Annotated in this window: 16 protein-coding genes; 8 read left to right on the top strand and 8 right to left on the bottom strand. The window is 63.7% G+C overall.

Features of this window, described 5'->3' with window-relative positions; translation table 11 throughout:
- Positions 1-6 precede the first annotated feature (6 nt).
- Together pheA and serC are read right to left on the bottom strand one after the other, a co-directional pair.
- Positions 7-1095, bottom strand: a complete 1089-nt coding sequence (gene pheA, locus ACFPPB_RS07935) for a prephenate dehydratase (RefSeq protein ID WP_377326092.1) — start codon at positions 1093-1095, stop codon at positions 7-9.
- Positions 1096-1170: 75 nt separating this feature from the next.
- A complete protein-coding gene (gene serC / locus ACFPPB_RS07930; RefSeq protein WP_377326090.1) occupies positions 1171-2256 on the bottom strand; it encodes a 3-phosphoserine/phosphohydroxythreonine transaminase in 1086 nt (361 codons plus the stop codon).
- A gap of 253 nt (positions 2257-2509) precedes the next feature.
- On the opposite strand from serC, the gene ACFPPB_RS07925 reads away from it, so the two are divergent.
- Positions 2510-3346, top strand: a complete 837-nt coding sequence (locus ACFPPB_RS07925; RefSeq protein WP_377326088.1) for a LysM peptidoglycan-binding domain-containing protein — start codon at positions 2510-2512, stop codon at positions 3344-3346.
- Positions 3347-3406: 60 nt separating this feature from the next.
- Here the strand turns inward: ACFPPB_RS07925 and ACFPPB_RS07920 are convergent, their stop codons facing one another.
- The 3 genes from ACFPPB_RS07920 to ACFPPB_RS07910 form a co-directional block, all read right to left on the bottom strand.
- Entirely contained in the window at positions 3407-5110 is a 1704-nt protein-coding gene (locus ACFPPB_RS07920) for a protein kinase domain-containing protein (RefSeq protein ID WP_377326086.1), read from the bottom strand.
- A 10-nt stretch (positions 5111-5120) separates the two neighbouring features.
- On the bottom strand, positions 5121-5648 hold the full coding sequence (locus ACFPPB_RS07915) for an FHA domain-containing protein (protein WP_377326084.1): 528 nt from the start codon (positions 5646-5648) through the stop codon (positions 5121-5123).
- Between the two features lie 95 nt (positions 5649-5743).
- A complete protein-coding gene (locus ACFPPB_RS07910) occupies positions 5744-6508 on the bottom strand; it encodes an FHA domain-containing protein (RefSeq protein WP_377326082.1) in 765 nt (254 codons plus the stop codon).
- A gap of 65 nt (positions 6509-6573) precedes the next feature.
- Between ACFPPB_RS07910 and ACFPPB_RS07905 the strand changes: the two genes are divergently transcribed.
- Entirely contained in the window at positions 6574-6849 is a 276-nt protein-coding gene (locus tag ACFPPB_RS07905) for a polyhydroxyalkanoic acid system family protein (RefSeq protein ID WP_377326080.1), read from the top strand.
- A 108-nt stretch (positions 6850-6957) separates the two neighbouring features.
- The gene (gene infA / locus ACFPPB_RS07900) at positions 6958-7176 is read left to right on the top strand and encodes a translation initiation factor IF-1 (protein WP_007508585.1); all 219 of its coding nucleotides are present in this window, start codon (positions 6958-6960) and stop codon (positions 7174-7176) included.
- A 114-nt stretch (positions 7177-7290) separates the two neighbouring features.
- On the opposite strand, the gene clpA is transcribed toward infA, so the two are convergent.
- Together clpA and clpS are read right to left on the bottom strand one after the other, a co-directional pair.
- Positions 7291-9561: an ATP-dependent Clp protease ATP-binding subunit ClpA gene (clpA, locus tag ACFPPB_RS07895; protein WP_377326078.1), complete on the bottom strand. Its 2271-nt coding sequence runs from the start codon at positions 9559-9561 to the stop codon at positions 7291-7293.
- Positions 9562-9627: 66 nt separating this feature from the next.
- Positions 9628-9954 (bottom strand): ATP-dependent Clp protease adapter ClpS, encoded by a 327-nt coding sequence (clpS, locus tag ACFPPB_RS07890; RefSeq protein WP_377326076.1) that lies wholly within the window; start codon positions 9952-9954, stop codon positions 9628-9630.
- Positions 9955-10076: 122 nt separating this feature from the next.
- On the opposite strand from clpS, the gene ACFPPB_RS07885 reads away from it, so the two are divergent.
- Genes ACFPPB_RS07885 through hflD form a run of 3 tightly spaced genes read left to right on the top strand, consistent with a single transcriptional unit; the run spans position 10077 to position 12356 of the window.
- The gene (locus tag ACFPPB_RS07885; RefSeq protein ID WP_377326074.1) at positions 10077-10562 is read left to right on the top strand and encodes an NUDIX hydrolase; all 486 of its coding nucleotides are present in this window, start codon (positions 10077-10079) and stop codon (positions 10560-10562) included.
- A gap of 11 nt (positions 10563-10573) precedes the next feature.
- Positions 10574-11722 (top strand): tRNA 2-thiouridine(34) synthase MnmA, encoded by a 1149-nt coding sequence (gene mnmA / locus ACFPPB_RS07880; RefSeq protein WP_377326304.1) that lies wholly within the window; start codon positions 10574-10576, stop codon positions 11720-11722.
- 10 nt (positions 11723-11732) lie between these two features.
- A complete protein-coding gene (gene hflD, locus ACFPPB_RS07875; protein ID WP_377326072.1) occupies positions 11733-12356 on the top strand; it encodes a high frequency lysogenization protein HflD in 624 nt (207 codons plus the stop codon).
- A 135-nt stretch (positions 12357-12491) separates the two neighbouring features.
- Here the strand turns inward: hflD and ACFPPB_RS07870 are convergent, their stop codons facing one another.
- Positions 12492-13769, bottom strand: a complete 1278-nt coding sequence (locus ACFPPB_RS07870) for a porin (protein ID WP_377326070.1) — start codon at positions 13767-13769, stop codon at positions 12492-12494.
- Positions 13770-13978: 209 nt separating this feature from the next.
- Here ACFPPB_RS07870 and rnt point away from each other — a divergent pair, with 209 nt between their 5' ends.
- Positions 13979-14638 (top strand): ribonuclease T, encoded by a 660-nt coding sequence (gene rnt / locus ACFPPB_RS07865; RefSeq protein ID WP_377326068.1) that lies wholly within the window; start codon positions 13979-13981, stop codon positions 14636-14638.
- Between the two features lie 167 nt (positions 14639-14805).
- The gene (gene pstS, locus ACFPPB_RS07860) at positions 14806-15849 is read left to right on the top strand and encodes a phosphate ABC transporter substrate-binding protein PstS (protein WP_377326066.1); all 1044 of its coding nucleotides are present in this window, start codon (positions 14806-14808) and stop codon (positions 15847-15849) included.
- The last annotated feature ends 84 nt before the right edge of the window (positions 15850-15933 follow it).

Raw genomic sequence — 15933 nt, 5'->3', positions numbered from 1 at the left:
TGCGGTTCAAGGCAACGCGACCGGGTAGGACCCCAGCACGCGTACCGTCGCCGCCGACTCGCCGATGTCCTGCACGGCGGCCTGCAACGCGTCGTCGTCGATATGGCCGGAGACGTCGATGAAGAAGGCGTATTGCCACTTGCCGGTATGCGCCGGACGCGACTCGATCCGGTTCAGGCTGATGCCGTGCTTGGCGAACGGGCTGAGCACGTCGTACAGCGCGCCGGGCTTGTCGTTGACGGTGATCAGCAGCGACGTGCGGTCGTTGCCCGAAGGCGGAAACAGCGAACGGCCGATGACCAGGAAACGTGTGGTGTTGTCGGCACGGTCCTCGATGCCCTGCGCCACGGTCTTGAGACCGTAGACCTTGCCCGCCGTCTCTCCGGCGATCGCCGCGGCGTCGTCGGCATGCCGGGCCAGGCGCGCGGCTTCGGCATTGCTGCCGACCGCGATGCATTCCACGTTGGGAAGATTGATGCGCAGCCAGGTCTTGCACTGCTGCAGCGACTGCGCGTGCGCGTAGACGCGCTTGACGTCTTCCAGCCTGCCGGCCTGCGAGTGCAGGCACTGGTGCACGCGCAGTTCCACCTCACCGCAAATCGTGGCTTCGGACGTAAGGAACATGTCCAGGGTGACCTGGATCATGCCCTGACCGGAATTTTCCACCGGCACCACGCCGAAATCCGCGTGGCCGGCGGCGACTTCCTGGAACACTTCCTCGATGCTGCCCAGCGGCAGGCCGTAGGCGGCATGGCCGAAATGCTTGCGTACAGCCTGCTCGCTGAACGTGCCTTCGGGGCCGAGGAAGCCGATCTTCAGCGGGTCTTCCTGCGCCAGGCAGGACGACATGATCTCGCGGAACAGACGCACCATCTCGGCATCGGACAGCGGCCCCTTGTTGCGATCCACCACCATGCGCAGCACATGGGCCTCGCGTTCCGGACGGTAATATTCGATCGCCGAAAGCCCGGAGCCTTTCACCTTCGCCACCGTCTGCGCGTGGTTGGCGCGCTCGGAAATCAGCTGCTGGATCTGGCGATCGATGCTGTCGATGCGCTCGCGCATCTCGCTCAGCGGTGTCTTTGGATCGGTCATGCTTTAGCCGCCTGGAAGTAAAGAAGTCCAAATGATGGACTGACATCATGCCCGAAATTCATCCTCCACGCCCCATCAGCCGTGCCGCTGGGCAAAATCCCGCATGAATGCCGTGAGCACCTGCACGGCCTCCGGCGGCACCGCGTTGTACAGCGACGCGCGCATGCCGCCGACCGCCTTGTGTCCTTTCAACGCGAGCAGGCCGGCTGTTTCGGACTCCTTCAGGAACGCGGCATCCAGTGCGGCGTCGTGCAGCGTAAAAGGCACGTTCATGCGCGAGCGGGCGGACGGCTCGACCGGATTGCGGTAGTAACCGCCCGAACCGTCGATGGACCGATACAGCAATTCGGCCTTGGCGCGATTGCGTTCACCGATGGCGGCGACGCCGCCCTGCTCCTGCAGCCACTGGAAAGTCAGCCCGGCCAGGTACCAGCCCCAGGTGTTGGGCGTGTTGAGCATCGAATCGTGTGCCGCGTGTTCGGCGTAGCGGAAGATCCGCGCCATCGGCCGGCCGGCACGTTGCAGCAGGTCGCGGCGGATGATCATCACCACCAGGCCGGATGGCCCGATGTTCTTCTGCGCACCGGCATAGATCAGCCCGAAGCGCGAAACATCCAGCGGCTCGGACAAGATGTTCGACGACATGTCCGCCACCAGCGGCACCGCCCCGACCTCGGGAATGTCGTGGAATTCCACGCCATGGATCGTTTCGTTCGGTGTGTAATGCACGTACGCGGCTTGCGGATCGAGCTGCCAGCTTTCGCGTGGCGGCAGCGCCAGGTAATGGCCGGCCTCACCGCTGGCGGCCACGTTCACCCGCAGATACGGTGCCGCCTCGCTGACCGCCTTTTCGCTCCAGTGACCGCTGACGATGTAGTCGGCGCTGTCGCCGGCGTCAGCGAGGTTCATCGGAATCTGCGCGAAGTGCTGGGTGGCGCCGCCCTGCAGGAACAGCACGGCATAGTCGGCGGAGACCGCCAGCAGCGAGCGCAGATCGGCTTCGGCCCGCGCAGCCATCTCGATGAAGCGCTTGCCGCGGTGGGATTGCTCCATCACCGAGGCGCCGCTGCCGTTCCAGTCCAGCATCTCGCGCTGGGCTCGTTCAAGTACCGCCTGCGGCAATGCTGCCGGACCGGCGCTGAAATTCCAGACTCTGCTCACGTGCTGTTGCATCCCGTCGTGGTGGTCCACGCATTATGGCGCGGCGCAGCATGGAGTGGTCAACACAGAATGCCGATTCCGGGTCAATGGCGAAGGCTCGATGCGACGGCAGCAGAGAACTTCAGTCGTGGCGGAACCTGTCGTTACAATGGCGAAACGGTCTGGCAGCAGGCCATGGATAGCCATCAGGGGGCGTATGACTTTGGCAAGGCAGACTCGTTGCGACGGATCGTGGCTACGACGGATCACGCTCGTGGCCGTCCCTTTGATCCTGCTGGGTTTGGCTGGCTGCGCCCAGGTCGATGCCCTCAAGTCGAAGGTCAACAGAAATTCGACCACGACGAGCGCGGCACCACCCGCCCCACCCGAGAGCCGGCGCCCGACGCCATCGTTTCCCGCGATCGTCAACGAGCTCCAGCTCGGCCATTACAGCGAGGGCGAGCAGGACTTGCGGCAGTATCTGCTGCTGCACCCCGGCGACCGCCCGGCGCAAGCCATGCTGCGCCAGCTCACGATCGACCCCAAGCAGGCGCTCGGTTCCCGTTCGCACTCCTACACCGTGCAGGCCGGCGACTCTTACAGCACCCTGGCCGCCCGCTATCTCGGCGATCCCGGGTCGTTCCTGATCCTGGCGCGCTATAACGGATCGGCCAACCCATCGATGTTGCGCCTCGGCGAAACGGTACATCTGCCTTTGTCCCGGGCCGGCACATCGTCGGCAGCGGGCGATGCATCGGGATCCGGGAGCGACACGCCGGCAGCGGAATTGCCCAACGAAAAAGCGCAGCGACTGCAGCGGGAGAGTCTGTCCCTGCTCGATCAGGGACGGAATGACCAGGCGCTGGCACGTCTGGGCGAAGCCTTGTCCATCGATCCGAAACTGAAACCGGTGGGACCGCAAGCCCTTGCCCTGCGCGAGCAGCTGCTGGCCTCTTATCACGAGCGTGCGATCGTGTTGTACCGCGACCAGCAACTGGATCCGGCGATCACGCTATGGAACCGCATCCTGGCCATCGATCCGAATTACGAGCCTGCGGTCATCTATCGGGCGCGGGCGCTCGAACTCAAGCATCGGCTGAAACAGATCTGAAGCTTGCCGTTCGCGTGGCCCGATCGGCCGCCAGGCGAATCGGATTAGAGGCGGAATGACTCAGGTAGCTTCTTCACCGATGGCCGGCGGCCCGATGATTTGCGTCGGTTGCGCCACTTCATCCGCTACGGCACGAGCGGATCGGTCCGATGCCGGATGGCCCCGCGTCTGCAATGCGCTGTTCATCAGGTTGAAGGCACTGAACAGCCGGCCCAGTTCATCCCTGCGCTCGAGGCGGATGCGGTGGTGGAAATCTCCGCGGGCTACCCTGAGCAACGCTTCGCCCAGCATGTCCAGCAGGGCCAGCGGCCGTCTGAACAGCCAATAGGCGGCGCCGACCAGGGCGGCAAGCGTCGTCAGGAGAACGGCGACGATGACCCACAAGGTGGTCTTCTGCGCCGTGCGCAAGGGTTCGTTGCTGACGCCCAGGCGTAGTTCACCGACGGTCTTGGCCTGGTAGTTGATGGGTACGTCGAACAGCAGCATCTCGTCATGGCGCGTGCCGTCCACGAGCTCGCTGCGATAGCTTTCGACGCCATCCGATCGCGACGGGTATCTCTGCTCGCCGGCAGCGGGCAGTTTCTGCCCTATCTCCGCCTGGCGCGTGCTGGCGATGATGTCGCCGTGTCGATCGGCGATGGCGAGATAGTGGATCTGCTGGTTGCGTGCGACATCTTCCACCAGCGCGCGGGTGGCGGCGCGATCGCCCAGCAGAAGGTTCTCGGCGGATTCGCCGGCGACCATGCGCCCCAGGGAACCGCCGAAATCCAGGGCCAGTCCGGTGACGGCGGCGTTCTGCTTGGCATGGATCGCCGCCAGGCCAAGCAGCAGGACAAGGCACAACGTGGCTCCCAGCGCGCCGGCCCAGCGCAGCCGCAGCGAGACGATGCGGTTGGCCAAGGGCTTTTCGTGCAGCCGTTCGTGCTCGCGACGGGCCAGGCGAAGATCGTCGATGACTTCCGCGCCTCGCTGATAACGCGCCTGCGCGGCGGGAGTCAGCAAGGTATGCACGATGTCGATCAGCATCATCGGCGTTGCCGGATCGACCGGTTCAAGCGGCGGGCGTGGCGCGCGTTGCCGCTCCCTGATCAGGCGCCGTACGTCTCCGGTTTCCGACCAGGGCAATCTGCCGGTGATCAGCCAGTAGAGCACCACGCCCAGCGAGAACAGATCACTTCGTGCGTCGGCCGGCTCGCCACGCAGACGCTCCGGGGCCATGTAGGCCAGGGTTCCGCCGATCTCCCGGCGACCGCCGTCGCCGGCATCGTGTATCCCGCGACGATCGGCAATGCCGAAGTCGCTGATCTTGGCGTAATGCCAGCCGTCGGCCAGCATGATGTTTTCCGGCTTGATGTCGTGGTGGATGACACCTTGGGCGTGGGCGTAGTCGAGTGCCGCGGCGATCTGGGTGGCCAGCTCGATAATTATGGACAGCGGCGGCAACCCCTCGCTCGCCACGAAACTGGCGAGCGTTTCGCCCGAGAGGCGCTCCATGGCGATGTAGGAGCGGCCGTCGTCGGTTTCGCCTGCATCGAAAATCGTGACGATGTGGGGATGGACCAGATTGCCTGCCGCACGGGCTTCGGTCAGGAACCGTTGCCGGTAGCCAGCATCGGAAGCCACCTCCCGGTGCAGGCATTTGATCGCCACCTGTCGTTCGATGCCAGGATCGAAACCGGCATAGACGACAGCCATCGCTCCCTCACCGAGAACCCCGTCGATGCGATAACGGCCCAGGGTCTGGGGCCACGCGCGCTCGCTCATCGAGACGGCATCAGAGAAGCCACCATGCCACCAGCGCAGCCAGGCCGGTCACCACGATCAATCCGACTGCAAGGCGAACCAGCTGCCTCGGAGCCGGTGAGCCGCGGTCACGGGTCAGAAACACCAGCTCGACATCCCCCAGGCGAACGAGATCGCCGTGCCTGAGGATCGCCCGGTGAATCCGCTTATCGTTCACGAACGTGCCGTTGGTCGACAACGTGTTCATGATGATGCAGCGCCCCTGCTGGTTCGTGATCCAGGCGTGCGATGAGGAGACGCTGGGCCCGCTGACGACGATATCGTTGCTGGCCAGCCTGCCTATTGTCTGGCGGCCCGAACGGATCGAAAACCGCCGCCCCCCGAGCCCCGGAGTGATGCTCTCCAGAACCGGCTCGCGCACACTGGCCCGCACCCCGGATGCCCCGCCTGCTCCGGACGCGAGTTGACGCAGGTCTTCCTGGACGAAGAATCGCGTTCCCTGCGGACCCGCGGAGCGTTTTCCCGGGGCAGCAGGCAAGATGGGGCGAGGATTGTCCATGGGTACTTCAAACATCGGATCTGTGCGGCATTGTAGCCGACCGCATGGCGATTTCCGGCCGTGCATCACGGATCCGCAGCATGCTGCCGACTTGCTCAGAAACGGATCAGCAGGACCAGCGCGATGCCCAGCGCCAACACGGCGGCAGTGACGATCAGCCACCACACTTCGCCGATCGGACCGGCGGCTTCTTCCGGCAGGTGCGGCGGCGGCTCGGGCATCACGATCTCGGGTTCGGGCTCCATGCCAGGCGCCTCGACCACGAAACGATGCATGGCCAGGCCGATCTGGTCTCCGGGTTGCAGCGCCAACCTTCGCACGCCGACGCCGTTGACCCGCAGCGGATGGCGTTCGGATGGTTGAGTGGCTTCCAGCAGCAACTGGCCGTCATCCCAGAAAATCCGCAGCGCGGCGACGTCGCCCTGCGGCAGCTCCAATGCGCAACGGCCTTGCGGCCCAAGCTTCAGGCTGTCCTGCAGCGGCAGCACCCGCCCGGACAGCGGACCGGCCACGGCGCGCAGCGCCACGGTGCAGCGACCCAGCGCCGGCAGGCTCAGCGGAGGACGAAGGGCCGGATCCTGATCAGCGCGCAGCAGCATGCGGCAATCGCCGACGCTGACCACGTCGCCGGCACGCAGCAGCGCGCATTCGCGTACCGGCCGGGCATTGACATAAATGCGGTCGGCCGACGGCAACACATGCAGCACCCAGCCACGACGATCCTGCTGCATACGCAGATGTTGGGCTGCCGCCTGGCCGGCCGCCAGCACGAGGTCGTTGTCTGGCGCGCTGCCGATGCGTAACTGCGCCTGCGTCCAGTGGAAGTCCTCGCGGGCCGCATTGAGAAATTCGATACGCATGAATCGACCGCTGGAAAGATCGTGAAACTCTAGCATTAAGATGGCCTATTCCCACGGAGCCCGTCATGCCCAAGATCGATATCCGCCGCGCTCATCAACTGTCGATCGCCGAAGCCCGCGCGGTGGTCGATCAGGTAGCCGCGCGGATGCACGAAAAGCTCGGTGTGGATGGACAGTGGCACGGCGACACGCTGCGCTTTTCACGGCCCGGGGTGAACGGCACGATTGCCGTCGGCAGCGACGCCGTCGAAGTCCATGCCGAGCTGGGCATGATGTTCTCGCCCTTGAAGGGCATGGTCGAACAAGAGATCCGGCGCAAGCTGGATGAGCATTTCGCCTGATCCGGCATGGATCGGGCCGCTCGCTGTTGTTTCTTTAACCAAACCCCTATTCGTGGCATAATCGTCGGCTTACGCAGCCATGACGGCTGCGCGTGAACCCCGGAACACATGGCCAAAGACGACGTCATCGAAATGGAAGGCACGGTCCAGGAGACCTTGCCCAACACCATGTTTCGTGTGCAACTGGAAAATGGGCACGTGATCATCGCCCATATCTCCGGCCGCATGCGCAAGCATTACATCCGCATCCTCACCGGCGACAAGGTCAAGATCGAAATGACCCCGTACGACCTGAGCAAGGGACGCATCACGTACCGCATGAAGTGATACCGCATGAAGTAACTCTGCGGTTCGGTAACGGGGATGGTGGTGCGTGAAGATGCAAAAGGCGGCGCAATGCGCCGCCTTTGCTTTGTCCCGCGTTTGGCCGCCGGGGCGTGTTTACCCGACTACCGCCGGCAGCTTTTCGGCCGCCTCGCAATCGACCTTCAGTTCGCCATCGTGCACGCTAAGGCGGACCACGCCGCCATCGGCCAGCCTGCCGAACAGCAGTTCGTCGGCCAGCGCACGCTTCACCTTCTCCTGGATCACCCGCGCCATCGGCCTTGCGCCCATCTGCGGATCGAAGCCGTGCTCGGCCAGCCAGCGGCGGGCATCGGCGTCCACGTCCAGGCTCACGTGCTTCTCGGTCAGCTGGCTTTCCAGTTCGATCAGGAATTTGTCGACCACGCGCAAGATATGCTCGAAGTCGAGTGCGCTGAACTGGATGACTGCGTCCAGCCGGTTGCGGAACTCCGGCGTGAAGATGCGGCGTATCACTTCCATCGCGTCCGACTCGTGCTTCTGCTCGACGAAGCCCATGCTGCGCCGTGCCGCGATCGCCGCGCCCGCATTGGTAGTCATCACCACCACCACGTTCTTGAAGTTCGCCTCGCGGCCGTTGGTGTCGGTCAGCACGCCACGGTCCATCACCTGCAGCAGGATGTTGAACACATCCGGATGCGCCTTCTCGATCTCGTCCAGCAGCAGCACCGCGTGCGGATGCTTGGTCACCGCCTCGGTCAGCAAACCACCCTGGTCGAAGCCGACGTAGCCCGGGGGAGCACCGACCAGCCGCGACACCGAATGAGCTTCCATGTATTCGGACATGTCGAAGCGGATCATCTCGATACCCAGCTGCATCGCCAGCTGCTTGGTGACCTCGGTCTTGCCGACGCCGGTGGGACCAGCCAGCAGGAAGCAGCCGATCGGCTTGGACGGATCGGCCAGACCCGAACGGGCCATCTTGATCGACGCGGCCAGCGCCTCGATCGCCGGATCCTGGCCGAACACCACCATTTTCAGATTGCGATCGAGATTGCGCAGCACGTCGCGATCCGATGCCGACACCTGCTTGGCCGGGATCCGCGCCATCTTCGCGATGATGTACTCGACCTCGCTGACGTCGACCGTGCCGGTACGCTGATCTTCCGGCAGCAGGCGCTGGCGCGCACCGGCCTCGTCGATCACGTCGATCGCCTTGTCCGGCAGCAGCCGGTCGGGGATGTGCTTGACCGACAGGTCCACCGCCGCCTTCAGCGCCTCGTTGGTATAGGCGACGTGGTGATGCTCCTCGAAGCGCGAGCGCAGGCCCTTGAGTATCTCGATACTGTCGGCCACGGTGGGCTCGACCACGTCGATCTTCTGGAAGCGGCGGGCCAGTGCGCGATCCTTCTCGAACACGCCGCGATATTCCTGGAACGTGGTCGAACCGATGCAGCGCAGCTCGCCCGAGGCCAGCATCGGCTTGATCAGGTTCGAGGCATCCATGGTGCCGCCCGAGGCGGAACCGGCGCCGATGATGGTGTGGATCTCGTCGATGAACAGGATCGCGCCGGGCTGCTTCCTGAGCTGGGCGATCACGCCCTTCAGGCGCTTCTCGAAATCGCCGCGGTACTTGGTGCCGGCCACCAGCGCACCCAGATCCAGCGACCAGATCGTGGCATCTTCCAGCACCTCGGGCACTTCGCCGTCGACGATGCGCTTGGCCAGACCCTCGGCCAGTGCCGTCTTGCCCACGCCGGCCTCGCCGACATACAGCGGGTTGTTCTTGCGCCGACGGCACAGCACCTGGATGGTGCGCTCGATCTCGTCGGCGCGCCCGATCAGCGGATCGATCTTGCCTTGCAGTGCCAACTCATTGAGGTTGTTGGCGAATTCTTGCAACGGATTGCCCTTCGGCTCGCCGCCCTCCTCGCCCTCGCGCTCGCCGCCGGACACGCCGGCCGCCGGTTCGTCGCCTATCTTGGCGATGCCGTGCGAGATGTAGTTGACCACGTCGAGCCGGGTGATCTCCTGCTGATGCAGGAAGTACACGGCATGCGAATCCTTCTCGCCGAAGATCGCCACCAGCACGTTCGCGCCGGTGACCTCTTTCCGTCCCGAGGACTGCACGTGATACACCGCGCGCTGCAACACCCGCTGGAAGCCCAGCGTCGGTTGCGTGTCGCGCTCATCGCCGTGCGGCAATACCGGTACGGTCTCGTTGATGATGCGCGTCAGTTCGGTGGAAAGCCGCGGCAGATCCACGCCGCAGGCGCGCAAGGCGCCCAGTGCCGACTGGTTCTCGGTCAGCGCCAGCAGCAGGTGCTCCACCGTCATGAATTCATGGCGTTGTTCACGGGCCTGCTTGTAGCAGTGGCCGATGGTGACTTCCAGATCCTTGCTGAACATTCGGATCGTCTCCGCTTGAAAAGTTGAGCGGCCTTCAACGCCGCGATGGGCACGAAATGGGGTCGCTCAGAGCTTTTCCATAGTGCACAACAATGGGTGCTGATGGGAACGTGAATATTCGTTGACGTGGGTTACCTTGGTTTCCGCCACCTCGCGGGTGAATACGCCGCATACGCCCTTGCCGCGCGTATGTACATGCAGCATCACCTGTACCGCCTGCTCCTGGTCGAGGTTGAAAAAACTGCGCAACACCTCGACCACGAAGTCCATCGGGGTGAAATCGTCATTCAGCAGCAGCACCTGAAACAGTGGCGGTCGCGCCACCTCCGGCTTGGCGGTTTCCAGCGCCAGACCGCGGCCGCTGTCGTGCTCGTGTTCGGTTTCGTGGGCCATGGTTTCTTGGGGTGTGATCTCTGATATGAAGTATACGCCGCGCGGGATATGCAGCTGTCCGCAGCGACCGTCTGCATAGGTAATGGCACAATGGCCGCTTTTCCAGCCCCTTGCCGTTCCCTATGGCCAATTCCGTTCCCGCTACCGAAACCTGGCGCCCGCACGTCACCGTCGCCTGCGTGGTAGCCGTCGGCGAGCGTTTCCTGATGGTCGAGGAAGAGGTGAACGGCCGACTCGCCTACAACCAGCCTGCAGGCCATCTGGACGACGGCGAAAGCCTGACGGCCGCCGCCCTGCGCGAGACGCTGGAAGAGACCGGCTGGACGGTGGAACTGCAGCACCTGATCGGCGTGCACCAGTGGCGCAGCACCGAGCATGGCGAGGCCGTGGTGCGTTTCAGCTTCGCCGCCCGGGCGGTCAGCCATGCTCCGAACCGCCCGCTGGATACCGGCATCCGTCGCGCGCTGTGGCTGACCCGTGCCGAAATCGCAGCGCTGGATGACCGCCTGCGCAGCCCGATGGTGCTGCTGAGCATCGACGCCTGGCTGGACGGCCGGCGCCTGCCGCTGGATACGTTGAGTTACCTGCCTGAAGGTGGATCGATGTGAAGCGGCCCTACATGAAGGTGATGCTGGGCATTTCCGGGGGCGTCGATTCCTCGGTCGCGGCACTGCTGCTGCAACAGGCCGGCCATCAGGTCGAAGGCTTGTTCATGCAGAACTGGGAAGAGGACGACCGCTCCGGCCCCTGCACCACGGACGCCGACCGCAAGGATGCCGTGGCCGTGTGCGGACGGCTCGGCATCCCGTTCCATGCGCGCAATTTCGCCGCCGAGTACTGGGATGGCGTGTTTGCGCATTTCCTCGCCGAATACCGCGCCGGACGCACGCCGAACCCCGACGTGCTGTGCAACCGCGAGATCAAGTTCAAGACCTTCCTGGATGAAGCCCATGCGCTGGGCGCCGAGAAGATCGCCACCGGCCACTATGCCCGCGTCGATTTTCAGGCGGGCCATCATCGCCTGCTGCGCGCGGTGGATGCGGCGAAGGACCAGAGCTATTTCCTGCACGCGCTAGGTCAGCAGCAACTCGCCGCCACGCTGTTTCCGCTGGGGGACATCGAGAAATCCCGCGTACGCGAGCTGGCCCGCGAAGCGGCGCTACCGACCCATGCGAAGAAGGATTCCACCGGCATCTGCTTCATCGGCGAGCGCGATTTCCGCAGCTTTCTGGCCCAGTACATCCCGGCCCGGCCCGGCGAGATGCGCACGCCCGCGGGCGAGCTGATCGGCGAGCACCAGGGCGTGATGTATTACACCCTGGGCCAGCGCAACGGGCTGGGCATCGGCGGTCGCCACGGCGCCGGCAGCGAGGCCTGGTACGTGGTCGGCAAGGATGTACCGGCGAACGTGCTGTACATCGCCCAGGGCGGCGAGAACCGTTGGCTGTATTCGCAACGACTGCAGACGGAGACGCCGAACTGGATCGCCGGCACGGCGCCTGCCCCCCATTTTCGCTGTACCGCTCGTACCCGCTATCGCCAGCTCGATCAGGCTTGCGTCGTCGAAGTCCACGGCGACCGGCTTGAGGTACGCTTCGACGAACCTCAGCGTGCCGTCACCCCCGGCCAGTCGGTGGTCTTCTACGATAGAGACGTCTGTCTCGGCGGCGCGGTGATCGCCGCCACCGACGCACCGTATGGCGGCCTGCTGCCGGCATTCACTCCCTCTCCCACGCTCCCCGCAAGAGAACCGCCATCCCGTGTTTGAAACTTTTTCAATGAATGAAGAGCGCGTACTCGCCCTCGCCGGTCTGTTCCAGGCCTGTGCGCTGGCGCAGCAGCTGGCCAACGAAGGCCGCTGCGATGAAGGCGCGATGGAGGCCAGCGTGGCCAGCGTGTTCCGCATCGACGCGCCCTCGGTAGTCGGCGTGTACGGCAATATCTCCAGCGTGCGGATCGGCTTGCGCAACCTGATCGCGCAGCTCGACGAAAGCGATCGCGACATGGCGGTGACCCGCATGGTGGTGACCGTGATGCGGCTGGAGCGCAGCCTGGCCGGCCGGCCGGAGCTGCTCGGCAAGTTGCAGCAAGGCATCGTCGCCGCCGAGCGGCAGGTCGAGCATTTCGGCCGGGACTCGACGCAGGTCATCAGCCGGCTGGCGGAGCTGTACGCCTCCACCTTGTCCACGCTGAAGCCGCGGGTGATGGTCAGCGGCAACCCGCAGCAGCTGCAACTCCCGGTCGTGGTGGAAAAGGTGCGCGCCAGCCTGCTCGCTGCCGTACGTTCGGCAGTGCTGTGGCGGCAGGTCGGCGGCCGCCAGTGGCAGCTGCTGCTGTACCGGCGCCAGTGCAGCATGCTTGCGCGCGGGTTGCTGACTGGAGCGACGCTGGACAATCGCTGACGGCGGTTTCCGGCGGCAAAAAAAGCAAACGGCGGGCATATGCCCGCCGTTTTCCGTCCATGGAGTGGAACTCCCTTGCGATAACCTGACAGCCTGTATCTACATGCCCGAGTGTGCCTCAGGTATGTGACAGTTTTAGAATGCCACCTGGCCGAAAACGCCGATTTCGTCGGTCTTCACGTTCTGGATATGGGGCGGAGCCGGACTGGTCACCGACTTGTCGCCCTTTTCGTGCTTGTACACGACGGCCAGCTGGAAGCCCTTGGTGATGTCGAACTGGACACCGGCGTTGTAGTAGGTGTCTTTCGCGTTGCGATCCAGGTCCTTGCTCAACTTGGCTGAATCGTAGCGTGCAAACAGGCTGACATTGTCGGCCACCGGCACGCTGCCCCAGACCGAGTAACCGTCGGCCTTGTCGGAAAGCGGGCTAAGCACGTTGTTCCAGTCCTTGGCGGTGAAATATTCCGCACCGAGGCGCAAAGCCTTGCTCGCATAGGCCACCATCAGGTCGCCGCGCTGCGCGGTGTTCTGTGCGCTGACGGTCTGGGTCTCCTTGCCGAGGTGGCCGCTGTAACCGCCCAGCGCCACGATCATGCCTTCGAACGGCACGAAACCGACGCGACCTTCCACGTCCACGCCCTTGCTGCGGCTCGGGTTCTTGTAGCCGTTGCCGTTGACCACCGACACGGCGTAGTTGAGCGACTTGCTAGCCCCGACGTCGCCGCCCAGATGCAGGCCCCAGTCGGCCGAGTTGCCGTAATGCAGACGGTCGATAAGCGTATTTTCGACGTAACGGAAGCCGTATACGTTTTCGACGAAGGGAATCCACGGCATGTCGGCCGAGCCGACGCGGAATACCGCCGCCTGGTCGAACTTGCCCTGCACGTAGGCTTTCTTGACGAACAGGTTGGTCTCGCCATCGCTGCTGACGTAGTTGAAATCGGTGGTCAGATTGGCCGACCAGATGTCATTGAATTTGTGGTCGACGCTCAGGTAAAAGCGCTTGACGTCGAGACCGGTCCCCGACGCATTCGTCTTGCCGGTATCGCTGTTCTTCTGGTTGATGTTGGTGAAGTCGAAGTACATCTTGCCGGACAGGGAGGTGTTGTTGATCGCCTTTTCCAATGCCGCGACCTTGGTGTCGGTAGCAGCGGTTATCGTGGTGGCCTTCTCGACTGCCTGACCATTGCTGACGTTGATGTCGGACTGTGCGTCGGTGCGTTGTTCCAGCGAATCCACCTTGGCCTGCAACGCGGCCAGCTGCGCTTTCAGCAGCTCGATTTCTGCGTTGCTGGTGGCCTGCGTCGTTGCCGTCGTCGTCGTCTTTTCGTGCTTTGCCGGCGCCGCAGCGGCCGTGAAACTGGTAACGCCCAGGCCAGCGGCAATCGCCACCGCAATCAATTTGGAACGCATGTCATTCTCCGCAAGTTGGTGGGAAACATCTCAACCGCCCCCTCGATCCGATGGCCGGCTAGCGATTAGTTAACAAGTGTGGCGAGTGATTTTTACGATTGGATGCATCTTTCATGACACATTTGTGACATGGAATCGACTCGCGGTCGAACGCGCCACATACGGGCGATTCGCCTCACGTTGCACGAGGCGGCTGATATGCTTTGCCGATGGGAATACTGAGCAACAACACCGCATCGCGCATGGCGGAGCGGTTTCGCGGCTTTCTGCCGGTGGTGGTCGACGTGGAAACGGGCGGCTTCGATGCCGAGCATGACGCCCTTCTGGAAATAGCCGCCGTGCCGCTGACGATCGGTGCGGATGGCTTCCTGTGCCTCCAGCCGACGGTGTCGACGCATGTGGAGCCGTTCCCCGGCGCGAATCTCGATCCGCGCTCGCTGGAGATCACCGGGATCGACCCGACCAATCCGCTGCGCGGCGCGCTGGCCGAGCGGCTGGCGCTGGATCATATCTTTCATGTGGTGCGCGAGGCGGTCCGCGAGGCCGGATGCCAGCGGGCCATCCTGGTCGGCCACAATGCGGCGTTCGACCTGGGCTTCGTCAACCAGGCGGTGCGTCGCTGCGGGCACAAGCGCAACCCGTTTCACCCTTTCAGCTGCTTCGACACGGTCAGCCTTGGCGGCCTCGCCTATGGCCAGACAGTCCTGAGCAAGGCCGTGCTGGCTGCCGGCCTGTCCTTCGACAGTCGCGAGGCCCATTCGGCGGTGTACGACGCCGAACGCACCGCCGAACTGTTCTGCAAGGTGGTCAATCGCTGGCGCCAGCTGGAGTTGCTCGAACAGGGACAGCTAGGGCTGGATGCCGCCTGAAACCTCCGCCGGGCAGGGATTTCAGGCCCACGCAGGGCCTGATCTGCCGCGCGGACATGACCGCCTGTCACCGGCTGTCATCATTCTGAAACATTGATTACATCCAATGGCAACACGAAGGACCTGAAATGGCAGGGTCTCATCAGACCATCCTCCAAGGAGCTACCGTGTTGACCTCACGCAAATATCTCACTCGATCCACTCGATTCGCCGCCGTCGCCGCGATCGCCGTGGCCTCGACATTCGGCGCGGCCGCACAGGCCACCGATATCACGGGCGCCGGTTCCAGCTTCGTCTATCCGGTTGTCTCCAAATGGTCGGCTGCCTACGCCGAGAAGACCGGCAACCACGTTAACTATCAGTCGATCGGCTCGGGCGGCGGCATTGCCCAGATCAAGGCTGGCACGGTCGACTTCGGCGCTTCCGACATGCCGCTGGACGAGGCCACCCTGAGCAAGTTCGGCCTGGGCCAGTTTCCCGACGTGATCGGCGGTATCGTGCCGGCCTTCAATGTCGAGGGCATCGCCCCCGGCAAGATGGTGCTCGATGGCGCCACGCTGGCCGACATCTATCTGGGCAAGATCACCAAGTGGAACGATCCTGCCATAGCCAAGTTGAACCCCTCTCTCTCGCTGCCGGCCGCCAACATCACGGTGGTGCATCGCTCGGACGGTTCCGGCACCACGTTCAACTTCAGCGATTACCTGTCCAAGGTCAGTACTGTGTGGAAGACCAAGGTCGGTGAAGGCACCGCGGTGCAGTGGCCGGTCGGCGTGGGTGGCAAGGGCAACGAAGGCGTTTCCGCTTACGTCAAGCAGATCAAGAACTCGATCGGCTACGTGGAATACGCGTTCGCGCTGCAGAACCACATCGGCTACGCGCTCATGAAGAACGCCGCCGGCAACGTGGTCGAGCCGACCATCGCGAACTTCCAGGCAGCTGCCGACACGGCGGATTGGAAGCATTCGAGGAACTTCAACCTGGTCATGACCAACGCTCCCGGCGTCAAGGCGTGGCCGATCACAGCCACCTCGTGGGTGATCATGTACAAGCAGCCGAAGAACCTCACCAACGCGAAGGTGACCTTCGATTTCTTCAAGTGGGCTTACGAGCATGGCCAGGATCAGGCCCGCTCGCTCGACTATGTGCCGCTGCCGCCCAGCCTGGTTGAGCAGATCGAGAATTACTGGAAGACCGAATACAAGCTGTAACTGACCAAAGTTGCCTCACCGCAACCGATGGTATGAAATCACTGCGCGCAACCCAGGTTGCGCGCAGTTTGCTGTTGAACCACC

The organism is Rhodanobacter terrae (genome assembly GCF_042657005.1).
Taxonomy (GTDB): Bacteria; Pseudomonadota; Gammaproteobacteria; order Xanthomonadales; family Rhodanobacteraceae; genus Rhodanobacter; species Rhodanobacter terrae.
This window is presented reverse-complemented; position numbering and strand designations above follow the sequence as displayed.